21 protein-coding genes are annotated in these 17,365 nt (G+C 63.9%); 1 reads left to right on the top strand and 20 read right to left on the bottom strand.

Annotated features, from left to right (window positions below; all coding sequences use genetic code 11):
* Window positions 1-142: 142 nt before the first annotated feature.
* Together IRZ12_RS07785 and IRZ12_RS07790 are read right to left on the bottom strand one after the other, a co-directional pair.
* Window positions 143-1,093, bottom strand: a complete 951-nt coding sequence (locus tag IRZ12_RS07785; RefSeq protein ID WP_296466705.1) for a dioxygenase — start codon at window positions 1,091-1,093, stop codon at window positions 143-145.
* Between the two features lie 77 nt (window positions 1,094-1,170).
* Entirely contained in the window at window positions 1,171-2,685 is a 1,515-nt protein-coding gene (locus IRZ12_RS07790; protein WP_296466761.1) for a glucan biosynthesis protein G, read from the bottom strand.
* 500 nt (window positions 2,686-3,185) lie between these two features.
* On the opposite strand from IRZ12_RS07790, the gene bglX reads away from it, so the two are divergent.
* Window positions 3,186-5,456 (top strand): beta-glucosidase BglX, encoded by a 2,271-nt coding sequence (gene bglX, locus IRZ12_RS07795; protein ID WP_296466764.1) that lies wholly within the window; start codon window positions 3,186-3,188, stop codon window positions 5,454-5,456.
* Window positions 5,457-5,510: 54 nt separating this feature from the next.
* Here the strand turns inward: bglX and cynS are convergent, their stop codons facing one another.
* From cynS to rpsJ, 18 genes are all read right to left on the bottom strand, one after another.
* On the bottom strand, window positions 5,511-5,954 hold the full coding sequence (gene cynS, locus IRZ12_RS07800) for a cyanase (RefSeq protein ID WP_296466769.1): 444 nt from the start codon (window positions 5,952-5,954) through the stop codon (window positions 5,511-5,513).
* Entirely contained in the window at window positions 5,954-6,760 is an 807-nt protein-coding gene (locus IRZ12_RS07805) for an ABC transporter ATP-binding protein (RefSeq protein ID WP_296466709.1), read from the bottom strand. Before IRZ12_RS07805 ends, cynS begins: the two co-directional genes overlap by 1 nt.
* 3 nt (window positions 6,761-6,763) lie before the next feature.
* Complete coding sequence (gene ntrB / locus IRZ12_RS07810) at window positions 6,764-7,606, bottom strand: nitrate ABC transporter permease (RefSeq protein WP_296466712.1); 843 nt, start codon at window positions 7,604-7,606, stop codon at window positions 6,764-6,766.
* Window positions 7,606-8,967 carry a CmpA/NrtA family ABC transporter substrate-binding protein gene (locus IRZ12_RS07815; RefSeq protein WP_296466715.1) on the bottom strand — a complete coding sequence of 454 codons (1,362 nt, stop codon included), beginning with the start codon at window positions 8,965-8,967 and terminating at the stop codon, window positions 7,606-7,608. Before IRZ12_RS07815 ends, ntrB begins: the two co-directional genes overlap by 1 nt.
* Before the next feature lie 12 nt (window positions 8,968-8,979).
* Window positions 8,980-9,663 (bottom strand): DJ-1/PfpI family protein, encoded by a 684-nt coding sequence (locus IRZ12_RS07820; RefSeq protein WP_296466717.1) that lies wholly within the window; start codon window positions 9,661-9,663, stop codon window positions 8,980-8,982.
* A 166-nt stretch (window positions 9,664-9,829) separates the two neighbouring features.
* Window positions 9,830-10,468, bottom strand: a complete 639-nt coding sequence (locus IRZ12_RS07825) for a response regulator transcription factor (RefSeq protein WP_296466722.1) — start codon at window positions 10,466-10,468, stop codon at window positions 9,830-9,832.
* Window positions 10,459-11,676 (bottom strand): PAS domain-containing sensor histidine kinase, encoded by a 1,218-nt coding sequence (locus IRZ12_RS07830; protein WP_296466725.1) that lies wholly within the window; start codon window positions 11,674-11,676, stop codon window positions 10,459-10,461. Before IRZ12_RS07830 ends, IRZ12_RS07825 begins: the two co-directional genes overlap by 10 nt.
* Window positions 11,677-11,874: 198 nt before the next feature.
* Window positions 11,875-12,138, bottom strand: coding sequence for a 30S ribosomal protein S17 (gene rpsQ, locus IRZ12_RS07835; protein WP_296466728.1), 264 nt, complete (start codon window positions 12,136-12,138; stop codon window positions 11,875-11,877).
* A gap of 2 nt (window positions 12,139-12,140) precedes the next feature.
* Window positions 12,141-12,332, bottom strand: coding sequence for a 50S ribosomal protein L29 (gene rpmC, locus IRZ12_RS07840; protein ID WP_296466731.1), 192 nt, complete (start codon window positions 12,330-12,332; stop codon window positions 12,141-12,143).
* Between the two features lie 10 nt (window positions 12,333-12,342).
* Complete coding sequence (rplP, locus tag IRZ12_RS07845; RefSeq protein WP_296466734.1) at window positions 12,343-12,759, bottom strand: 50S ribosomal protein L16; 417 nt, start codon at window positions 12,757-12,759, stop codon at window positions 12,343-12,345.
* 2 nt (window positions 12,760-12,761) lie between these two features.
* Complete coding sequence (gene rpsC, locus IRZ12_RS07850) at window positions 12,762-13,616, bottom strand: 30S ribosomal protein S3 (protein ID WP_296466736.1); 855 nt, start codon at window positions 13,614-13,616, stop codon at window positions 12,762-12,764.
* Between the two features lie 9 nt (window positions 13,617-13,625).
* Complete coding sequence (gene rplV, locus IRZ12_RS07855; protein ID WP_296466739.1) at window positions 13,626-13,955, bottom strand: 50S ribosomal protein L22; 330 nt, start codon at window positions 13,953-13,955, stop codon at window positions 13,626-13,628.
* Between the two features lie 5 nt (window positions 13,956-13,960).
* Window positions 13,961-14,236, bottom strand: coding sequence for a 30S ribosomal protein S19 (rpsS, locus tag IRZ12_RS07860; RefSeq protein WP_296466742.1), 276 nt, complete (start codon window positions 14,234-14,236; stop codon window positions 13,961-13,963).
* Between the two features lie 12 nt (window positions 14,237-14,248).
* Window positions 14,249-15,076, bottom strand: a complete 828-nt coding sequence (gene rplB / locus IRZ12_RS07865; RefSeq protein WP_296466745.1) for a 50S ribosomal protein L2 — start codon at window positions 15,074-15,076, stop codon at window positions 14,249-14,251.
* Window positions 15,077-15,376 carry a 50S ribosomal protein L23 gene (rplW, locus tag IRZ12_RS07870; RefSeq protein ID WP_087779997.1) on the bottom strand — a complete coding sequence of 100 codons (300 nt, stop codon included), beginning with the start codon at window positions 15,374-15,376 and terminating at the stop codon, window positions 15,077-15,079.
* Complete coding sequence (rplD, locus tag IRZ12_RS07875) at window positions 15,373-15,996, bottom strand: 50S ribosomal protein L4 (RefSeq protein WP_296466755.1); 624 nt, start codon at window positions 15,994-15,996, stop codon at window positions 15,373-15,375. Before rplD ends, rplW begins: the two co-directional genes overlap by 4 nt.
* A 2-nt stretch (window positions 15,997-15,998) precedes the next feature.
* Complete coding sequence (gene rplC / locus IRZ12_RS07880) at window positions 15,999-16,691, bottom strand: 50S ribosomal protein L3 (protein WP_296466758.1); 693 nt, start codon at window positions 16,689-16,691, stop codon at window positions 15,999-16,001.
* 233 nt (window positions 16,692-16,924) lie between these two features.
* A complete protein-coding gene (gene rpsJ / locus IRZ12_RS07885; protein WP_087779994.1) occupies window positions 16,925-17,236 on the bottom strand; it encodes a 30S ribosomal protein S10 in 312 nt (103 codons plus the stop codon).
* Between the last annotated feature and the right edge of the window lie 129 nt (window positions 17,237-17,365).

The following is a 17,365-nucleotide window of genomic DNA, read 5'->3' on the forward strand; positions in this document are numbered from 1 at the left end:
ATCGCGCGCGGGACTGCCTTCGGTAGCTTGGGCGGGCGCGGGCCTGACCGCCATCGGCCTGTTGCTCGCCCTATGGAGCGGACGCAGCCGCGCGCCGGCGGCCGCAGGGTCGGGCCAATGCGCTTGATCGCGGCATGCCGGCTCAAGGCCGGCGCTCGAGCACCGTCAGGACGGGCCTTTCTCCGTCGGCCTTGGCGGTAATGGGCGGCTTGGGTAGCTTGGCCTCGCCGGGTTCGATCACGAAATGGTGGTCGAGCGAATACCACCGGCCCCGCAACTCAGGATCGGGCGCCGGCTCGATGGCAGCGTCGTGCAGCACGTACTGGCCGACCAAAGCTTCCGTGACGCCGAACTGCACGTCGGTCTCGAGGTACGGGTCGTCGCTCGAATAAACCTGGGAGAACTGGGTCTTGAAACCCGGCTTGTAAATCATGAAATGAATGTGCGCCGGCCGCATGTTGTGCCGGCCCTGGGCGCGCAGCAAATCGCCCACCGGGCCGTCGACCGGGATCGGATAGCCGGCCGGCTTGATGGTGCGGAACGCGATGTGCCCGTCCTCGTCCGTGGTGAATTTGCCGCGCAGGTTCATGTCGGCCTGGGCGGGATCCTGGTTCTCGTAGAACCCCTCCGTGGAGCTGTGCCAGACGTCCACTTCCGCGCCTGCGACGGGACGCCCTTCCTGGTCGCGGACCCAGGCATTGACGAAGACCGGGTCTCCAGGCGTGGGAGAGCGGACGATGGAGCCGCCGTTGGGCGTGGGGGGCGACCCCATGCGCCAGAACGGACCCATCAAATTGGCCGTGGTCTCAGTCTGCCCGTTGTTGCCGTTGTTCAGCAGGCAGACCAGCGCGGACACGCCGAGGGAGCCCGCGGCCAGCACCACTTCGTTGTGGGACGGCGTCGTCGCCTGGCCCAGCCGCGCGATCACCCCGCACAGCTGGTGGAACTCGGCCTCCGTCAGGCGCACTTCCCTGGCAAACGCATGCAAATGGCGCACGCCGGCCGACAGGATCTCGCGGAATCTGGGGTCGGGAGCGCGGGCAGCCTCGGCCAGAACGGCTTGGGTGACGTCTTCTTGTTTCTTGATGATCATGGTCTCGTCTTCCGGGTAATCGCATTGAACGTGATCCCGATCGCGGCCGCCCTTCGCAGAAAAGCGCCTCGCGCCGCTTATGAACCGGATGGCGCGCGCGGCGGCAACTGGTAGCTCCAGGTCTCCGTCAGCACGCGATTGCCTTCGGCCAACGCCGCGCGGAGCTCGACTGCGCGTGACGGATCCTTGACCTTCACGCGCAAGGTCAGGCGCCAGCCCTGGATGGCGGGATTCGGCTGCAACACGTTTTCGATCAGTTCGGCGTTGTCGCTCACGCTGACGTCGGCGCGAACGGGCACGCCTGGCGGCAGCTTGGCGAGCACCGGTCCCTCGAAATCGACCAGGAGCGCCGTGCTGCCGTCCAGGTGCCGGATCAGATTCGCCTGTCGCACTTCGCCGTCGGTTCGAATGGTCTGCTTGACCCAGCCCACCTCTCTCGAGAGCAGCGCCGGCTCGTTGAGTGTCCAATGGATGCGGTAATCATGCCGCATGGGTTGCCCCTGCGGCGGCAAGACGTCCGGCGTCCAGAAAGCGACGATATTGTCGTTGGTCTCGTCCGGCGTGGGAATTTCCACCAATTCGACCTTGCCCGACCCCCAATCGCCCTTGGGCTCCACCCAGGCGCTGGGCCTCAAGTCGTAGCGGTCGGCTAGGTCTTCGTAGCGATGGAACTCATGGCCCCGCTGCAACAGCCCGAAGCCCCTGGGGTTGGTCACCTGGAACGTGCTGACCGACAGCATGGGCGGGTTATTCAGCGGGCGCCACAGCCACTCGCCGCTGCCCGTGTGGATGGCAAGGCCATTCGAATCGTGCAGGGCCGGGCGGAAATTGTTGCCGCGCACCCCCTGGTTGGGGCCATACAGGAACATGCTCGTCAGGGGTGCGACGCCCAACTTGTGAATCGTGCCCCGCAAGAACACCCGCGATTCGACGTCCAGCACGGTGTCTTCGCCGGGACGCAAGACGAACCGGAAAGCGCCGGTAGCGCGGGGCGAATCCATCAGCGCATAAATGACCAGGTGCCGGTCCTGCGGCTTGGGCCGCTCGATCCAGAACTCGCGGAAACGGGGGAACTCCTCGGCCATGCCGTCCTTCCACGCCGTGTCGATCGCCAGGCCCCGGGCGGACAATCCGTATACCTGCCCCTTGCCGACCACGCGGAAGTAGCTCGCGCCGAGCAGGCTCATGATCTCGTCCTGAACCCCTTCGCGGTTGATGGGATAAAGGACGCGAAATCCCGCATACCCGAGATTGCGGGTGGCCTGCGCATCAAACGAGAGGCCGCCAAAGTCAAATTTTTCCGGGTCGTACTTGATCTCGCGGACGCGGCCATCGACGATCTCGTTGATCACGACCGGCGTCGAGAAATGCATGCCCTGGTGGTAGAAGCCGATCTTGAACGGCGTCTTCAGGTCCTGCCATTCGAACTTCTCGCGACGCGGCTGGATGCGCTGGTAATCCCCGAACTGCATTTTGCTGAACTCGGGAGGCAGATTGCTCACCGGAGCTTGGTACGGACGCTCGATGAGCGCCTTGGCGCGCGCCGTCACGTCCTCGAGGGAAAACGCGTGTGCGGCGGCAGCACCCAACATGGAAAAGAGCGTGGCGATACCGAGCGATACAAGCGCGAGCCTGCGCCGCACGGTGGCTGCAACGTCTGCAAAATGCACAAAAATCTCCTGAAACGATACAAGGGGGCGGAACCCGGCCCCAGCCTGGGACCGCCCGCAAGCGCGATGATTCCGTGTTCCCGCGACCTCGCAGCGGCCGCGGTTGTAACAAGCTTGCGTCGCACGCCCGCCTCTCGCCCCGTCGCCGGGAAGTCGTCGAAACGGACAGTATCATAGCCAGGCCGCCCCGGCGGGGCCCAAGGCCGGGCCAAGACGATGCGCCCCGTACAATCCGGGTGTCTACGGCGACACTTCGCTCGCCACTCCCGCACTCTCATCTTCTGGAGGACGATGACTTGGCCTTCAACGCATCCCCCTGCCCCCGACACCTCGACTCCCGTCCAACGCCGGCCCCGCGTCACGCGCCACGACGCCTCGCCCGGCGCGCCGCCCATACTTTCCGGCGGTGGCTGGGAGCCGGGCTGTGCGCGGTGCTCGCGGCAGCGGCGGCCTCGGCGGCGCCCAACCATGCGCTGCTGCAGGACAAGAAGGCATTCATCGACGACCTGCTTGGGCAGATGACGCTCGAGGAAAAGATCGGCCAGCTTCGCCTGATCAGCATCGGCCCGGACATGCCGCGCGAGAAAATCGTCGAAGAGATCGCCGCCGGCCGCATAGGTGCGACCTTCAATTCGGTCGTCCATGTCGACAACCGCATGATGCAGGATGCGGCCGTCAAGAAAAGCCGCCTCGGGATTCCCATATTCTTCGCCTACGACGTCGTGCACGGCCATCGCACCATCTTCCCGATCGGGCTAGGGCTTGCCTCGAGCTGGGACATGGCAACGATCGAACGCAGCGCACGCGTCTCGGCCATCGAGGCCAGTGCAGACAGCCTGGACATGACTTTCGCGCCCATGGTGGACATCTCCCGCGATCCGCGCTGGGGGCGGATGTCCGAAGGGTTCGGGGAGGATCCGTACCTCGTCTCGCGCATCGCCCAGGCGATGGTGCGAGGCTACCAGGGCGACTCCCCCGCCCGGCGCGACAGCATCATGGCCAGCGTCAAGCACTTTGCCCTGTATGGCGCGGTAGAGGGCGGACGGGACTACAACATCGTCGACATGAGCCCCATGCGCATGTACCAAGACTTCCTGCCTCCCTACCGCGCCGCGATCGATGCCGGCGCAGGCAGCGTCATGGTGGCGCTGAACTCCATCAACGGCATGCCTGCGAGCGCCAACACGTGGCTGATGCAAGACTTGCTGCGCAAGGAATGGGGGTTCACGGGCGTGGCCGTCAGCGATCACGGCGCCATCACCGAATTGGTGCGGCACGGCGTCGCCCGGGACGGGCGCGAGGCGGCCAAGCTTGCCATCAAGGCGGGCATCGACATGAGCATGGCGGACACGCTGTACTGGCAGGAACTGCCGGGGCTGGTCGAGTCGGGCGAAGTCAGCATGGAGGAGATCGATCGCTCCGTGCGCAACGTGCTGGGCGCCAAGTACGACATGGGGCTGTTCCACGATCCCTACCTGCGCATCGGATCGCCGGCCGACGACCCGGCCGACCGCTATGCCGAGGAGCGCATGCACCGGGCGGACGCGCGCGAGGCGGCGCGTCGCTCCATCGTCCTGCTGGAGAACAAGAACCGCACGCTGCCGCTGCGCAAGTCCGCGACGGTCGCCCTGGTCGGCCCCTTGGCAGACGCCCCGCTGGACATGATGGGCAGCTGGTCCGCCGCCGGCCGGCGGGAATCGTCGGTCACGCTGCGCCAAGGCATGGAAGAGGCCCTGCGCGGCAAGGGTCGGTTGCTCTATGCGGTCGGCGCCAATGTCACCGACGACAAGCGGATCGTGGATTACCTCAACTTCCTGAACTGGGATGAAAAGGAAGTCCTCCAAGACCCCCGGCCGCCTGCCGAGATGATCGCCGAGGCAGTCGCCCTGGCGAAACAGGCAGACGTCGTGGTGGCTGCCGTAGGCGAATCGCGCGGCATGTCCCACGAGTCGTCTAGCCGCACCCGGCTCGACATCCCGGCCAGCCAGCGCGCGTTGCTCGAGGCGCTCAAGGCCACCGGCAAGCCGCTCGTACTGGTGTTGATGAACGGCAGGCCGCTGGACCTGCAATGGGAAAGCGCCAACGCCGATGCAATCCTCGAGACATGGTTCAGCGGCACGGAGGGCGGGCATGCGATCGCCGACGTCCTCTTCGGCGACTACAACCCCTCGGGCAAGCTGCCCATTTCCTTCCCCCGCTCCGTCGGCCAGATCCCGACCTACTACAACCACCCGCGCGTGGGCCGGCCCTTCATCGAGGGCAAGCCGGGCAATTACACCTCACAGTACTTCGAGGAGAAGAATGGCCCGCTCTACCCCTTCGGCTACGGCCTGAGCTATACCGAGTTCGCGCTGTCGCCGGTCGTGCTCAGCAGCGACCGCATGGGGCGCGGCGGCCGCATCGTGGCCCGGGTAAACGTGGCCAACACCGGCGATCGCGGCGGAGAAACCGTGGTCCAGCTCTACATCCGGGATGAAGCAGCTTCCGTCGTGCGCCCCGTCAAAGAGCTGCGCGGGTTCCAGAAAATCGCGCTCGCCCCGGGCGAAACCCGTACCGTCGAATTCGAGATCGGCGAAGACGAGCTGAAGTTCTTCAACGCCCGGCTCGAGCACGTGGTCGAACCCGGGGAGTTCGAGGTGCAGATCGGCCTGGACTCGCAGTCCGTGGAAACGGCGCGCTTCACATTGCGATGACGGGCAGCGCCCCGGCTCCGAAGCACGGTGGCGGGGCGCGATGGCGCTATCCGATCAGTACATCTTGTACGGCAGAAACTTGCCGCTCATGACGATCTGCACCCGGTCCCCCTTGGGATCGACTTCGCGCGACAGGTCCATCTTGAAGTCGATGGCGCTCATGATGCCATCGCCGAACTCCTCGTGGATCAGCTCCTTGAACGTGGTGCCGTATACATTGACCAGCTCGTAAAAGCGGTAAATGAGCGGGTCGGTCGGCACGGCGGTGGGCAGGGACCCTTTGTACGGCACGACCTGCAACTGCAGCACGGCATCGCCGGGCAGGTCCAGCAGCTTGCCTACCGCGTCGGCCTGCGCCTGCGTGAGCGCCATCTGGCCGAGCAACGCGGCGGTGCTCCATTCCTTGCTTTGGCCGACGGCCTTGGCGATTTCCGCCCAGCTCAGCTTCTTCTCGATCTTGCGGGCGACGATGAGTTCGGTCACTTCGGCTCGGGTCATCATGATGCTACGGGCTCCTTCTTGGCTGCCTTGTCGACCAGGAAATCGACGAGGCGATTGCGAATCTCGTAATAGCGCGCTTCGTGGTGCAGCGAAGCGCGCGTTCGCGAACGCGGCAGGTCCACGGCCACGGTTTCGGCGATGCGGGCGCGCGGCCCTGTGCTCATCAGCAGGATCCGGTCGGCGAGCAGAATCGCCTCATCGACGTCGTGCGTGATCATGAACACCGTCTGTCCGGTGGCGCGGACGATGGCGAGCAACTCGTCCTGGATCGTGCCCCGCGTCAACGCGTCCAAAGCGCCAAAAGGCTCGTCGAGCAGGAGCATCTTGGGTTGGATGGCAAACGCGCGGGCGATGCCGACGCGCTGCTTCATGCCGCCGGACAGCTCGGCAGGTTTCTTGTCGAGCGCATGGCCGAGCCCTACCATCTCGAGGTAGCGCACGCTATGCGACCGGACCTCGCGCTGCGTATATGCCGGCCAACGCGAACGGACGCCGAACTCCACGTTCTGCAACGCGGTCATCCACGGCAACAGCGCATGGGCCTGGAACACGACCCCCCGGTCCAGGGACGGCCCCGCCACCTCCCGGCCATCCATGATGATGGTGCCGGCGCTGGGCGCATCGATGCCCGCCAAGATGTTGAGAATGGTCGTCTTGCCACAGCCGGAGTGCCCGATCACGCAAACGAACTCGCCGCGTTCGATGCCGAACGTCACGTTTTCGAATACGGGGGCGCCGGGGCGCCCGTCGCGGCCGGGATAGTGCTTGGCCAAGCCTTCGACTTCAAGAAACGGACGGCTCATGCGCTACTCCCGGTAACTGACTAGGCGCGCGGCGCGCGCCAGCAGCACGTCCAGCGCCATGCCTATCAGCCCGATGAACAAGATGGCACAGATAATGTTGGCGATGGACAGGTTGTTCCACTCGTTCCATACGAAATAGCCGATGCCCGTGCCGCCGATGAGCATCTCCGCCGCCACGATCACGAGCCAGGCGATGCCGATGGAAATGCGCATGCCCGTCATGATGGTGGGAGCCGCGGCCGGCAGGATCACCTTACATGCCGTTCGCAGGCGCGGGACTTCCAGCGTGCGCGCGACGTTCAGCCAGTCCTGGCGGACGGAGCCGACGCCGAAAGCCGTGTTGATGAGCATCGGCCATATTGAGCAAATGAAGATGACGAACATCGCAGAGAGATTCGCGTCTTTGATCGTGTAGAGCGCGAGCGGCATCCAGGCCAGGGGCGAGACCGGCTTGAGCACTTGGATGAAGGGGTCGAATGCCTCGTACAGCGTGCGCGACATGCCGATCAGGAATCCCAGGGGGATGGCCACCAATGCGGCGCACAGAAAACCGGTGAGCACACGGGCGATGGAGTAGGCAAGCTGCAGCCCCAGGCCTTTGTCGTTCGGTCCCCGGTCGTAGAAGGGATCTTGCAAATGCCTCCAGAGCTGTGCCGCGACTTCGCCTGGCCCGGGAAACGGCGTCTTGCCGCCGCTCGCGGCGGCATTGCCCACGAGTGCGGCATAAGCGGGATCGACCACCGCCGCGGCCTCCTCGGAATGAGTCGCCGCCTGCCACGCGCCGAGCACCAGCACGAAGATGACGAACGATACGAGGACCGACCTCCAGCGTCGTGCAACCGGCATCAGGCCCTCCGGATCTTGAAGCTGGCCAAGTACTCGTCCGGCTTGGATGGATCGAAAGGCTTGCCCATCACGGTAAAGGATTTGTCCTGCGCGTCAGGAACGGGATAACCCGCCTCCTTCATCAGCCGCAAGGCGTCCGTGGCGAGGAACACCTCGCGGGCGATTTTCTTGTAATCGACCTCGCCCTTGACCTGTCCCCAGCGTTTCATCTGGGTCAAGATCCACACGGCGAACGACTGCCAAGGCATGGGATCGAAATCGATGCGGTTCGGCTCCTGTACCACCTTGCCCAAGCCGTCCGCGAAAGTCCCTGTCAACACCTGCTCCACTACCGTGACGGGTTGGTTCAGGTAGTTCGGGGCGGCGATGGCGGCGGCGATCTCTTTGCGGTTGGCGGGATTGTGCGCATACGCCGTCGCCTCGATGATGGCCTTGAGCAGCGCGCGATACGTATTGGGCATCTGAGTCACGAAGCCCTTGCTGGCCGCAAAGGCACAACACGGATGCCCGTCCCATAGCGTCTTGGACAAGGTGTGGATGAAGCCCACGCCGTCGTATACGGCGCGCTGGTTGACGGGGTCCGGCGCAAGGAAGCCGTCAATGTTGTCCGCCCGCATGTTCGCCACCATTTCCGGGGGCGGCACGGCGCGGATCTGCACGTCCGTGTCCGGATCGATGCCATGCTCGGCCAGGTAGTAGCGCAACAGATAGTTGTGCATCGAATAGTCGAACGGCACGGCGAACTTCATGCCCTTCCAGGTCTTGGGATCGCGCCGGTTCTTGTGCTTGATCGAAAGCGTGATCGCCTGGCCGTTGATGTTTTCCACCGCCGGCATCGTCCAGGGAATGGCACTACCGGTTCCCACGCCCATGGAAATGGCGAGCGGCATCGGCGAGAGCATATGGGCTGCGTCGTACTCGCCCGCCAGCGCTTTGTCCCGGATCAGCGCCCAGCCAGCCGCCTTGTCGACGGTGACGTCCAAGCCCTGCTTGGCGTAGAAGCCCATGGGATGAGCCATGATGATGGGCGTGGCGCACGTAATGGGAATAAAGCCGACCTTCAGTGCTTTCTTCTCCAGCGCGCCCGTGCCTTGCGCGAAGGCGTCCTTCGCGGCGGCCAGCGGGAAAAGCGTGCTCACTGCCGCCATGGCGGTCCCGCTTCCCACCGCCTTGAGAAAGGCACGACGCAATGCATCCTGCGGAAAGAGCGCCCGCATGACGGCGCCTTCCACGGCACGTGCCTGCAAGTCCTCGGACGACTCGCGCCGCTGCGCCAAATCGTGTTCGGCCTGGGAAGCATGACGGCCGCAGGCGCATGACAACCGGGATTGCGCATCGAAGGGATTCTGAAACAAGCTCATGGCGAACTCCGATCAGGAGGAAGAAGAGGAGAGGTCGGAAGAGCTCGGCGCAAATTCGATGTCTTCCTTGTACAAAGCGTAGGCGCGGTGATACTCCATCACCCGGGCCGTATCCTCGATGAAGTCTTCGGCATAGCCCGCGCGCCGGAGCAGATGCAGCCCCAGCTCGTGACCGCTGGCGATGCCGCCGGCGGTGATGACGCGCCCGGTGTCCACCACCCTCGCACGGCTTACGCGGCAAGCCGGCGCCAAGGCGGCCAGGCGGTCTATGGGCGTGCGTCCCAGGTGCGAGGATTCAAGGCGATCCGGCTCCTTGCGACTCGTGGCCGCCCGGCCGTCCAGCAGGCCCATGCGCGCATAGATCCAGGATCCCGTGCAGACACTGGTCAGCAAGCATTCGACAGGCAGCGCGGCGATGTACTCGTGCAATCGGCGGTTGTGCATTTCCTGCCGGGTGCCGGCCCCGCCAGGAATCAGGAACGCATCCATGGCCGGCGCATCATTGAAGCCGTAAGCAGGCAGCACCGTCAGCCCAGCCTGCGCCTGCACGGGGCGCAGCGCTTCCCCCACCAGGAAGACGTCGAGCTCCGGGTCGAACCGGCGCGCCACCGAGAAAACCCCGTAAGGCGCCGCAAAGTCGATGACTTCCGCGTCCTTGAAAATGTAGATGCCTAGTCTGAACCCGGCTTTCTTCATGGCACGACACCCTGGAGGCATGGGCCGGCGCAACGCCGTGCTTGGCGTGGCAGGCATGGTTCCAGTGTGCGCGCATGGCCTTGCCGCCGGTATCGCGATTCCCGTGAAAAAGCTGTAGTGCTCCCACTACACGGTGCACCGGCGCGCTAGCTTGGTGCGGTGCGCCCTAAATCGGGTTCAGCGCATGCGTGCGCGCATAATCGACCAGTTCAGCGATGCTGTGCACGCCGAGCTTCTCGAAAATGCGGCCGCGATAAGTCGAAACCGTGTTGGCCGAGAGTGCGAGATGCTCGGCAATGGCCGATACCGATTTGCCCGAAACGAGCAACTGCAACACCTGGAACTCCCGGTTGGACAAGAGTTCGTGGGGCGCCTGCGGCCTATCTTGCCGGACGGTACTGGCAAGCAGCTCCGCCACCGCAGGCGTCACGTAAGACTTGCCATCGGCAGCCCGCACCAAGGCCGCCAGCAGCTCCTCCGGCTCGCACCCTTTGTTGAGATAAGCATGCGCGCCGCTGCGCAAGGCACGCACCGCCAATTGGGATTCCGGATATACCGAAAGCATCACCACGCCCAGCGAAGGAAACTCGGCCCGGACGGACTTCAGTACGTCCAAGCCGTCCCGCTCGCCCAGCGCGATGTCCAGCACCATCGCGTGGTAGTTTCCGCGGCGCAAGGCGCGCAAAGCGGCGGGCCCGTCTCCCGCTTCGTCCACGGACGCGATGCGGGCGTCCTCGCCCAGCAACCGAGCCAGCCCCCGGCGAATGATCATGTGATCGTCCACGACGAGAACGTTCAATCCCATGTTCCCCCCGGTACATCGGACAAGGTCAGCCGCGCCCGCGTGCCGGCGCCGGGAGCGCTGTCGAGCTCGAATGCCGCGCCGATGGCGCGGGCCCGCTCCCGCATGCCCAGGATGCCAAAGGTATGCAGCGGCTCGGAGAGCGACATCCCGATCCCGTCGTCCTCCAGGGACACCACCAGACTGCCGTTGCGGGCCTCTGCGACCAGGCTCAAGCTACGGGCGCGTGCGTGCCGCCTGACGTTGGTCACGAGCTCCTGGACGATGCGATAGACCTCGATCTCCGCGCTGCGGCCCAGCCTGCAACGCTCGGCCTCGGGAGTGCACACGAAGCGGCAGTTCAATCCCGCGCGCAGTTGCAGGTCCTGCAGCAGCGCCTCCAGCGCAGCCCACAGCCCGAGGTGATCCAGAACCGCCGGGCGCAGATCGTTCACGATGCGCCGTGTCGACTCCATCGCCGCCTGCGCCACTTCCAGCATGCGCTCGACGTGCGCCTGCAAATCGGGGGCCTGCGTCAGTTGGCGCCTGAGCCAGTTCAGATCCAGCTGCAGGGCCGTGAACGACGCGCCGAGTTCGTCGTGGATATTGCGCGCGATACGCGCCCGCTCTTCCTCCCGCAACGAGCTCAAATGCGCCGACAGCCTGCGCAGCGACTCGTGCGCAGATTGCAAGCGTGCCGTCCGCTCCTGCACGCGGCGCTCCAGCAAGGCGTATGAGCGCTGCAGCTCCCGCTCCATGCGACGCCGCTCGGAAATGTCGGAGAACGTGACGACCGCCCCCACGACCCGGCCTGCGTCGCGGATGGGATATGACGCATACTGTGCATCGAAGCAGGTCCCGTCCCGCCGCCACAACACTTCATCCTCCACCCGCACGCCGCGGCCCTCGCGAAATGCCTGAAAGATCCGGCACTCCTCCACGTGCATCAACCGTTGATCGGCGTGGGAGTGGTGGATGAGGTAATGCATGTTCCGGCCGACGACCTCGTCAGGGGTGTAGCCCAGCATGTCGGCACCCGCGCGATTGATAAAAATGCAGCGTCCGTTGAGATCTATCCCGTAGATCCCTTCGCCAGCCGACTCCAATAGCATTTCAAGCTGGCGGCGCCAGGCGGCATGGTGCGAGATGTGCTTGAGGTCGGCGAACATGTCGGCTCCCGGCCGGCCGTCCAAGAACACTAACGGCGATGCCTGCGGTAAAGCAAAGTCCATGCCGATGCGCCTCGTTGCTCCGTTGGGACTGCTCCGGATCTCTCTTCTGCCCCAAGCCGTCCTACGATCGCCTCAGCACGCCCGATGGTTGACCGCGCCGCGGAACAGTTCGCAAAAAAAAACCGTGAGGGAGCCCCTCACGGTTTTCATGCTCTCGCTTCTAGGCAGCGCCCGGGGGCGGCTGCCTTCGACGCACCGTTAGATGATGCGCGCGGGTTCGACCAGACGAACCACGGACCACGCCTTGGTCTTGGAAATCGGGCGGCTTTCCGCGATTTCGACCAGGTCGCCGACCTTGTACTGGTTCTCTTCGTCGTGAGCGTGATATTTGTTCGAACGCACGACGATCTTGCCGTAAAGCGGGTGCTTGACACGACGCTCGACCAGCACGGTCACCGTTTTGTTCATCTTGTCGCTGACCACACGACCGGTCAGCGTACGCTTCAGCTTGGTTTCGCTCATTTTTACTTCCCGGCTTTCTCGCGCAGCACGGTACGGACGCGCGCGATGTCGCGGCGGACCTTGCCAAGCTGGCTGGTGTTGGAAAGCTGCTGGGTAGCCAGCTGCATGCGCAGACTGAACTGAGCCCTAAGCAGACCCTCGAGTTCCTTGCGGAGCTCGGCAGCGTCTTTCGAACGGAGTTCGCTTGCCTTCATTGCTATCTCCTTACGTCCCGAGGTGACGCGTCACGAAGACGGTCGAGATCGGGAGCTTGGCAGCGGCCAGGCGGAACGCCTCACGTGCCAGTTCCTCGTTGACGCCTTCCATCTCGTACAGCACCTTGCCCGGCTGAATCTCGGCGACCCAGTATTCGGGGTTGCCCTTACCGTTACCCATGCGGACTTCGGCTGGCTTCTGCGAGATCGGCTTGTCCGGGAAGACGCGGATCCAGATGCGGCCGCCACGTTTGATGTGGCGGGTGATGGCACGACGGGCCGACTCGATCTGGCGAGCGGTCAGGCGACCACGACCGGTGGCCTTCAGACCGAACTCGCCAAACGAGACGTTGGTGCCCCGCGTAGCCAGGCCGGTATTGCGGCCCTTTTGTTCCTTGCGGTATTTCCTGCGCGATGGCTGCAGCATGCTTATTCTCCGTCTTTGGCAGGCGCGGCTGCAGCTTCAGCAGCCGGCTTGCGCGGCGCACGCCGGGCGCCGCCTTCAGGCGCGGCAGCCGCCTCGCCTTCGGGCCGGCGGCCGCCACGACCACGGCCGGCGCCAGGGCGGTTGCCCGGGCGATCGCCACGATCGTTACGCGGGCCGCGACGCGGCTTGCGCTCTTCGTCCTTGGTTTCCGGGGCGGGCAGTTCTGCCGAGCCCAGCGTGTCGCCCTTGTAGACCCACACCTTGATGCCGATCAGGCCGTAAGTCGTGCCGGCTTCGGCCGTACCGTAGTCGATATTGGCGCGCAGGGTGTGCAGGGGCACACGGCCTTCGCGGTACCACTCGGTACGAGCGATTTCGATGCCGTTCAGGCGACCCGAGCTCATGATCTTGATGCCCTGGGCGCCGAGGCGCATGGCGTTCTGCATGGCGCGCTTCATCGCGCGGCGGAACATGATGCGCTTCTCGAGCTGCTGGGCGATCGAATCGGCGATCAGCTGAGCGTCGATCTCGGGCTTGCGAATCTCTTCGATGTTCACGTGCACGGGCACGCCCATCAGGCGCTGCAGATCGGCCTTCAGGACTTCGATGTCCTCGCCCTTCTTGCCGATCACGACGCCCGGACGAGCCGAGTAGACCGTGACGCGAGCGTTCTTGGCAGGACGCTCGATGACCACGCGACCCACGGAAGCGCCTTTCAGCTTCTTCTTCAGGTATTCGCGAACCTTGATGTCTTCCGCCAGCATGCCGGCATAAGCGTTGCCGCTGGCGAACCAGCGCGACGACCAATTACGGCTGACCGAGAGACGGAACCCGGTCGGGTGAATTTTCTGTCCCATCGTGGCTCCTTAGTTGCCGACCGTAACCACGATGTGGCACGTCTGCTTCTCGATCTTGACGCCGCGGCCCTTGGCGCGGGCGTCGAAACGCTTGAGCGAGGTGCCCTTGTCGACGTAGATGGTTTTCACCTTCAGTTCGTCGATATCTGCACCGTCGTTGTGCTCGGCATTCGCGATGGCGGATTCCACCACCTTCTTGATGATGCCTGCGGACTTCTTGGGCGTAAACGTCAGAATGTTGATGGCCTGGGCCACCGGCTTGCCGCGGATCATGTCCGCAACCAGACGGGCCTTCTGGGCCGACACGCGTACGCCACGGACTTTCGCTGTGGTTTCCATCGCGCTTACCTCTTGGCTTTCTTATCCGCAGCGTGACCCTTGAACGTACGGGTCAGCGCGAATTCGCCGAGTTTGTGACCGACCATGTTTTCGTTGATGTAAACGGGAACATGCTGACGGCCGTTGTGAACCGCGATCGTCAGACCGATGAACTCGGGCAGGATCGTGGAACGACGCGACCAGGTCTTGATCGGGCGCTTGTCTTTTCCGGCCGTAGCCGCCTCGACCTTCTTCAAAAGGTGCAGGTCGACAAACGGGCCTTTCTTGATCGAACGTGACATGGCTCGCCTCGCTTACTTCTTCTTGCGCCGCTGGACGATCATATTGTTCGTCCGCTTGGTGCGGCGGGTCTTGAAACCCTTGGACGGAGTGCCCCAGGGGCTGACCGGTTCACGGGCTTCGCCGGTACGACCTTCACCACCACCGTGCGGGTGGTCGATCGGGTTCATGGCAACACCGCGAACGGTAGGACGAATGCCGCGCCAACGCGTGGCGCCGGCCTTGCCGATCTGGCGCAGGCCGTGCTCTTCGTTGCTGACTTCGCCGATGGTCGCACGGCACTCGATGTGCACCTTGCGCACTTCGCCCGAACGCAGGCGAACTTGGGCATAGGTGCCTTCACGAGCCAGCAGCACGGCCGACCCGCCGGCCGAACGCACCATCTGGGCGCCCTTTCCGGGGATCATTTCCACGCAGTGGATCGTGCTACCGACCGGGATGTTGCGGATCGGAAGCGTGTTGCCTACGCGGATGGGTGCTTCGCTGCCGGAAATCAGCGTCGAGCCGACTTCGAGGCCGCGAGGGGCGATGATGTAGCGACGTTCGCCGTCGGCGTAGCACAACAGGGCGATGTGCGCCGTACGGTTCGGATCGTATTCGATGCGCTCGACCTTGGCCGGAATGCCGTCCTTGTTGCGCTTGAAATCGATCACGCGATAGTGTTGCTTATGACCGCCGCCGCGGTGACGCGTGGTGATGTGGCCGTTGTTGTTACGACCGGCGCTGCGCACCTGCTTTTCGAGCAGGCTGTCGAGCGGGCGACCTTTGTACAGGTGGGGGTGAACCACCTTCACCATCGCACGGCGACCGGCGGAAGTCGGCTTCAGCTTGACGAGGGGCATTTACTTCACCTCCTGCGCAAAGTCGATTTCCTGACCCGGCTTCAGCGACACATACGCCTTGCGCTCATTGCGACGGCGACCGATGAAGCGGCCAAAGCGCTTGACTTTGCCCTTGGTGTTGAGGACCTGCACGGACTCGACCTGCACCTTGAAGAGCAGTTCGACGGCAGCCTTGATTTCAGGCTTGGTGGCGTCTTGCAGGACGCGGAAAGCCACTTGCTGGTTCTTGTCTGCGATGAACGTGCTCTTTTCAGAGACGATCGGCGCCAGCAGAACCTGGAGCAGACGGTCGTTGCTCATCCCAGCATCTCCTCGAGCTGAGCGATCGCAGGCTTGGTGATCAACACTTTGTTGTAGTGGATCAGCGACAGCGGATCGGCATAACGGGACTCGACCACCGCCACGTGCGGCAGGTTGCGCGTGGCCAAATAGAGGTTTTCGTCAACCGTATCGGTAATGATGAGAACCGACTTCAAGCCCAGGTTCTTGAGCTTGTCGGCGGCCACTTTGGTCTTGGGCGAATCGACGACGAAGTTCTCGACGACAGCGATCCGGTCTTCGCGGGCCAGTTGCGACAAGATGGAGCGCACACCGGCGCGGTACATCTTCTTGTTCACTTTCTGGCTGAAGTTTTCTTCGGGCGAATTCGGGAAAATCCGGCCGCCTCCACGCCACAGGGGCGAAGACGTCATACCGGCACGAGCGCGGCCCGTACCCTTTTGGCGCCAGGGCTTCTTGGTCGTGTGCTTGACGGCGGAACGATCTTTCTGCGCGCGATTGCCGCTGCGCGCGTTGGCCTGGTAGGCAACGACGATCTGGTGAACCAGCGCTTCGTTGAATTCGCGGCCGAAAACGGTGTCGGGAGCGCTGACAGTCGCAGCGACTTGGCCCTGGTCATTCAGGAGCTTGAGATCTGCCATGTTCAGGCTCCTTTAACAGCGGGACGAACGATGACGTTCGCGCCGGCATGGCCGGGAACGGCGCCGCGAACGAGCAGCAGGCCGCGCTCTGCGTCCACGCGAATCACATCGAGGTTCTGCACGGTGCGCTGAACGTCGCCATAGTGCCCGGCCATCTTCTTGCCGGGGAACACGCGACCCGGGTCCTGCGCCATACCGATGGAGCCGGCCGAGTTGTGCGACACCGAGTTGCCGTGCGAGGCGCGGTTCGACGAAAAGTTGTGACGCTTGATCGCGCCCGAGAAGCCCTTACCGATGGTCGTGCCCGTCACGTCGACTTTCTGGCCGACGGAGAACAGGGACTCGACTTTCAGTTCGGTGCCCGGAGCGAACTCGGCGACTTTGGCCGGATCAAGGCGGAATTCTTTGAGCACGCTGCCCGCTTCCACGCCAGCTTTCGCGAAGTGGCCGCTGAGGGGCTTGGTGACGCGCGATGCACGGCGCGTACCGAACGTGACCTGAACGGCGGCGTAACCGTCCGTTTGCGGGGTTTTGACCTGGGTCACACGGTTGTTCGACACGTCCAGCACGGTCACGGGGATGGATTCGCCATCGTCCGTGAAAATGCGGGTCATGCCAACCTTGCGACCCACCAAGCCGAGCCGGAATGCGGCTGGCGTGGAGGCCGTCGATTGGGTCGACATCGTTTTCTCCATTCCCGACTACGATTGGCCGGGGCTAAAAATGGCGCTGCGCCAAGGCGCACCGCCCAGACAGCGGCGCCCGAGGGCGCCGCGCCAAAACTCGATGTATAGCGGATTCGCGCGGCCGGCAAAAAAGACGCCAGCAACTGCGCAAAGACGCCCCAAAGGGAAAACCCTAAGAGGGCTAGCCGGCTAGTATAGCCCGCGCCCGGCCGCTTTTTCAAGGGCCGGGCACAAATACCACGTTACTGCAAAGCGATTTCCACATCCACGCCGGCCGGCAGGTCCAGGCGCATCAGGGCGTCGACGGTCTTGTCAGTGGGATCCACGATGTCCATCAGGCGCTGATGGGTGCGAATCTCGAACTGGTCGCGCGACGTCTTGTTGACGTGCGGCGAACGCAGCAGATCGTAGCGGCGGATGCGGGTCGGCAGCGGAACCGGACCGCGAACCACGGCACCCGTGCGCTTGGCGGTCTCGACGATCTCAGCGGCCGATTGGTCGATGAGCTTGTAATCGAACGCCTTGAGGCGGATGCGAATCTTCTGCTTCTTCATGAAATGTCCTAAAGAGCGATGGAGCGGGCATTACCCGCCCCGGATAGTATTCAGATACTACTGGCGCTGCAAGCTTCGTGGGGCGGGGGGGCCGCTGACCCCCGGCGCCCGCCAAACGAATATTAGATT

It is taken from the genome of Pigmentiphaga sp. (assembly GCF_019689535.1).
In the GTDB taxonomy this organism is placed as follows: Bacteria; Pseudomonadota; Gammaproteobacteria; order Burkholderiales; family Burkholderiaceae_B; genus Pigmentiphaga.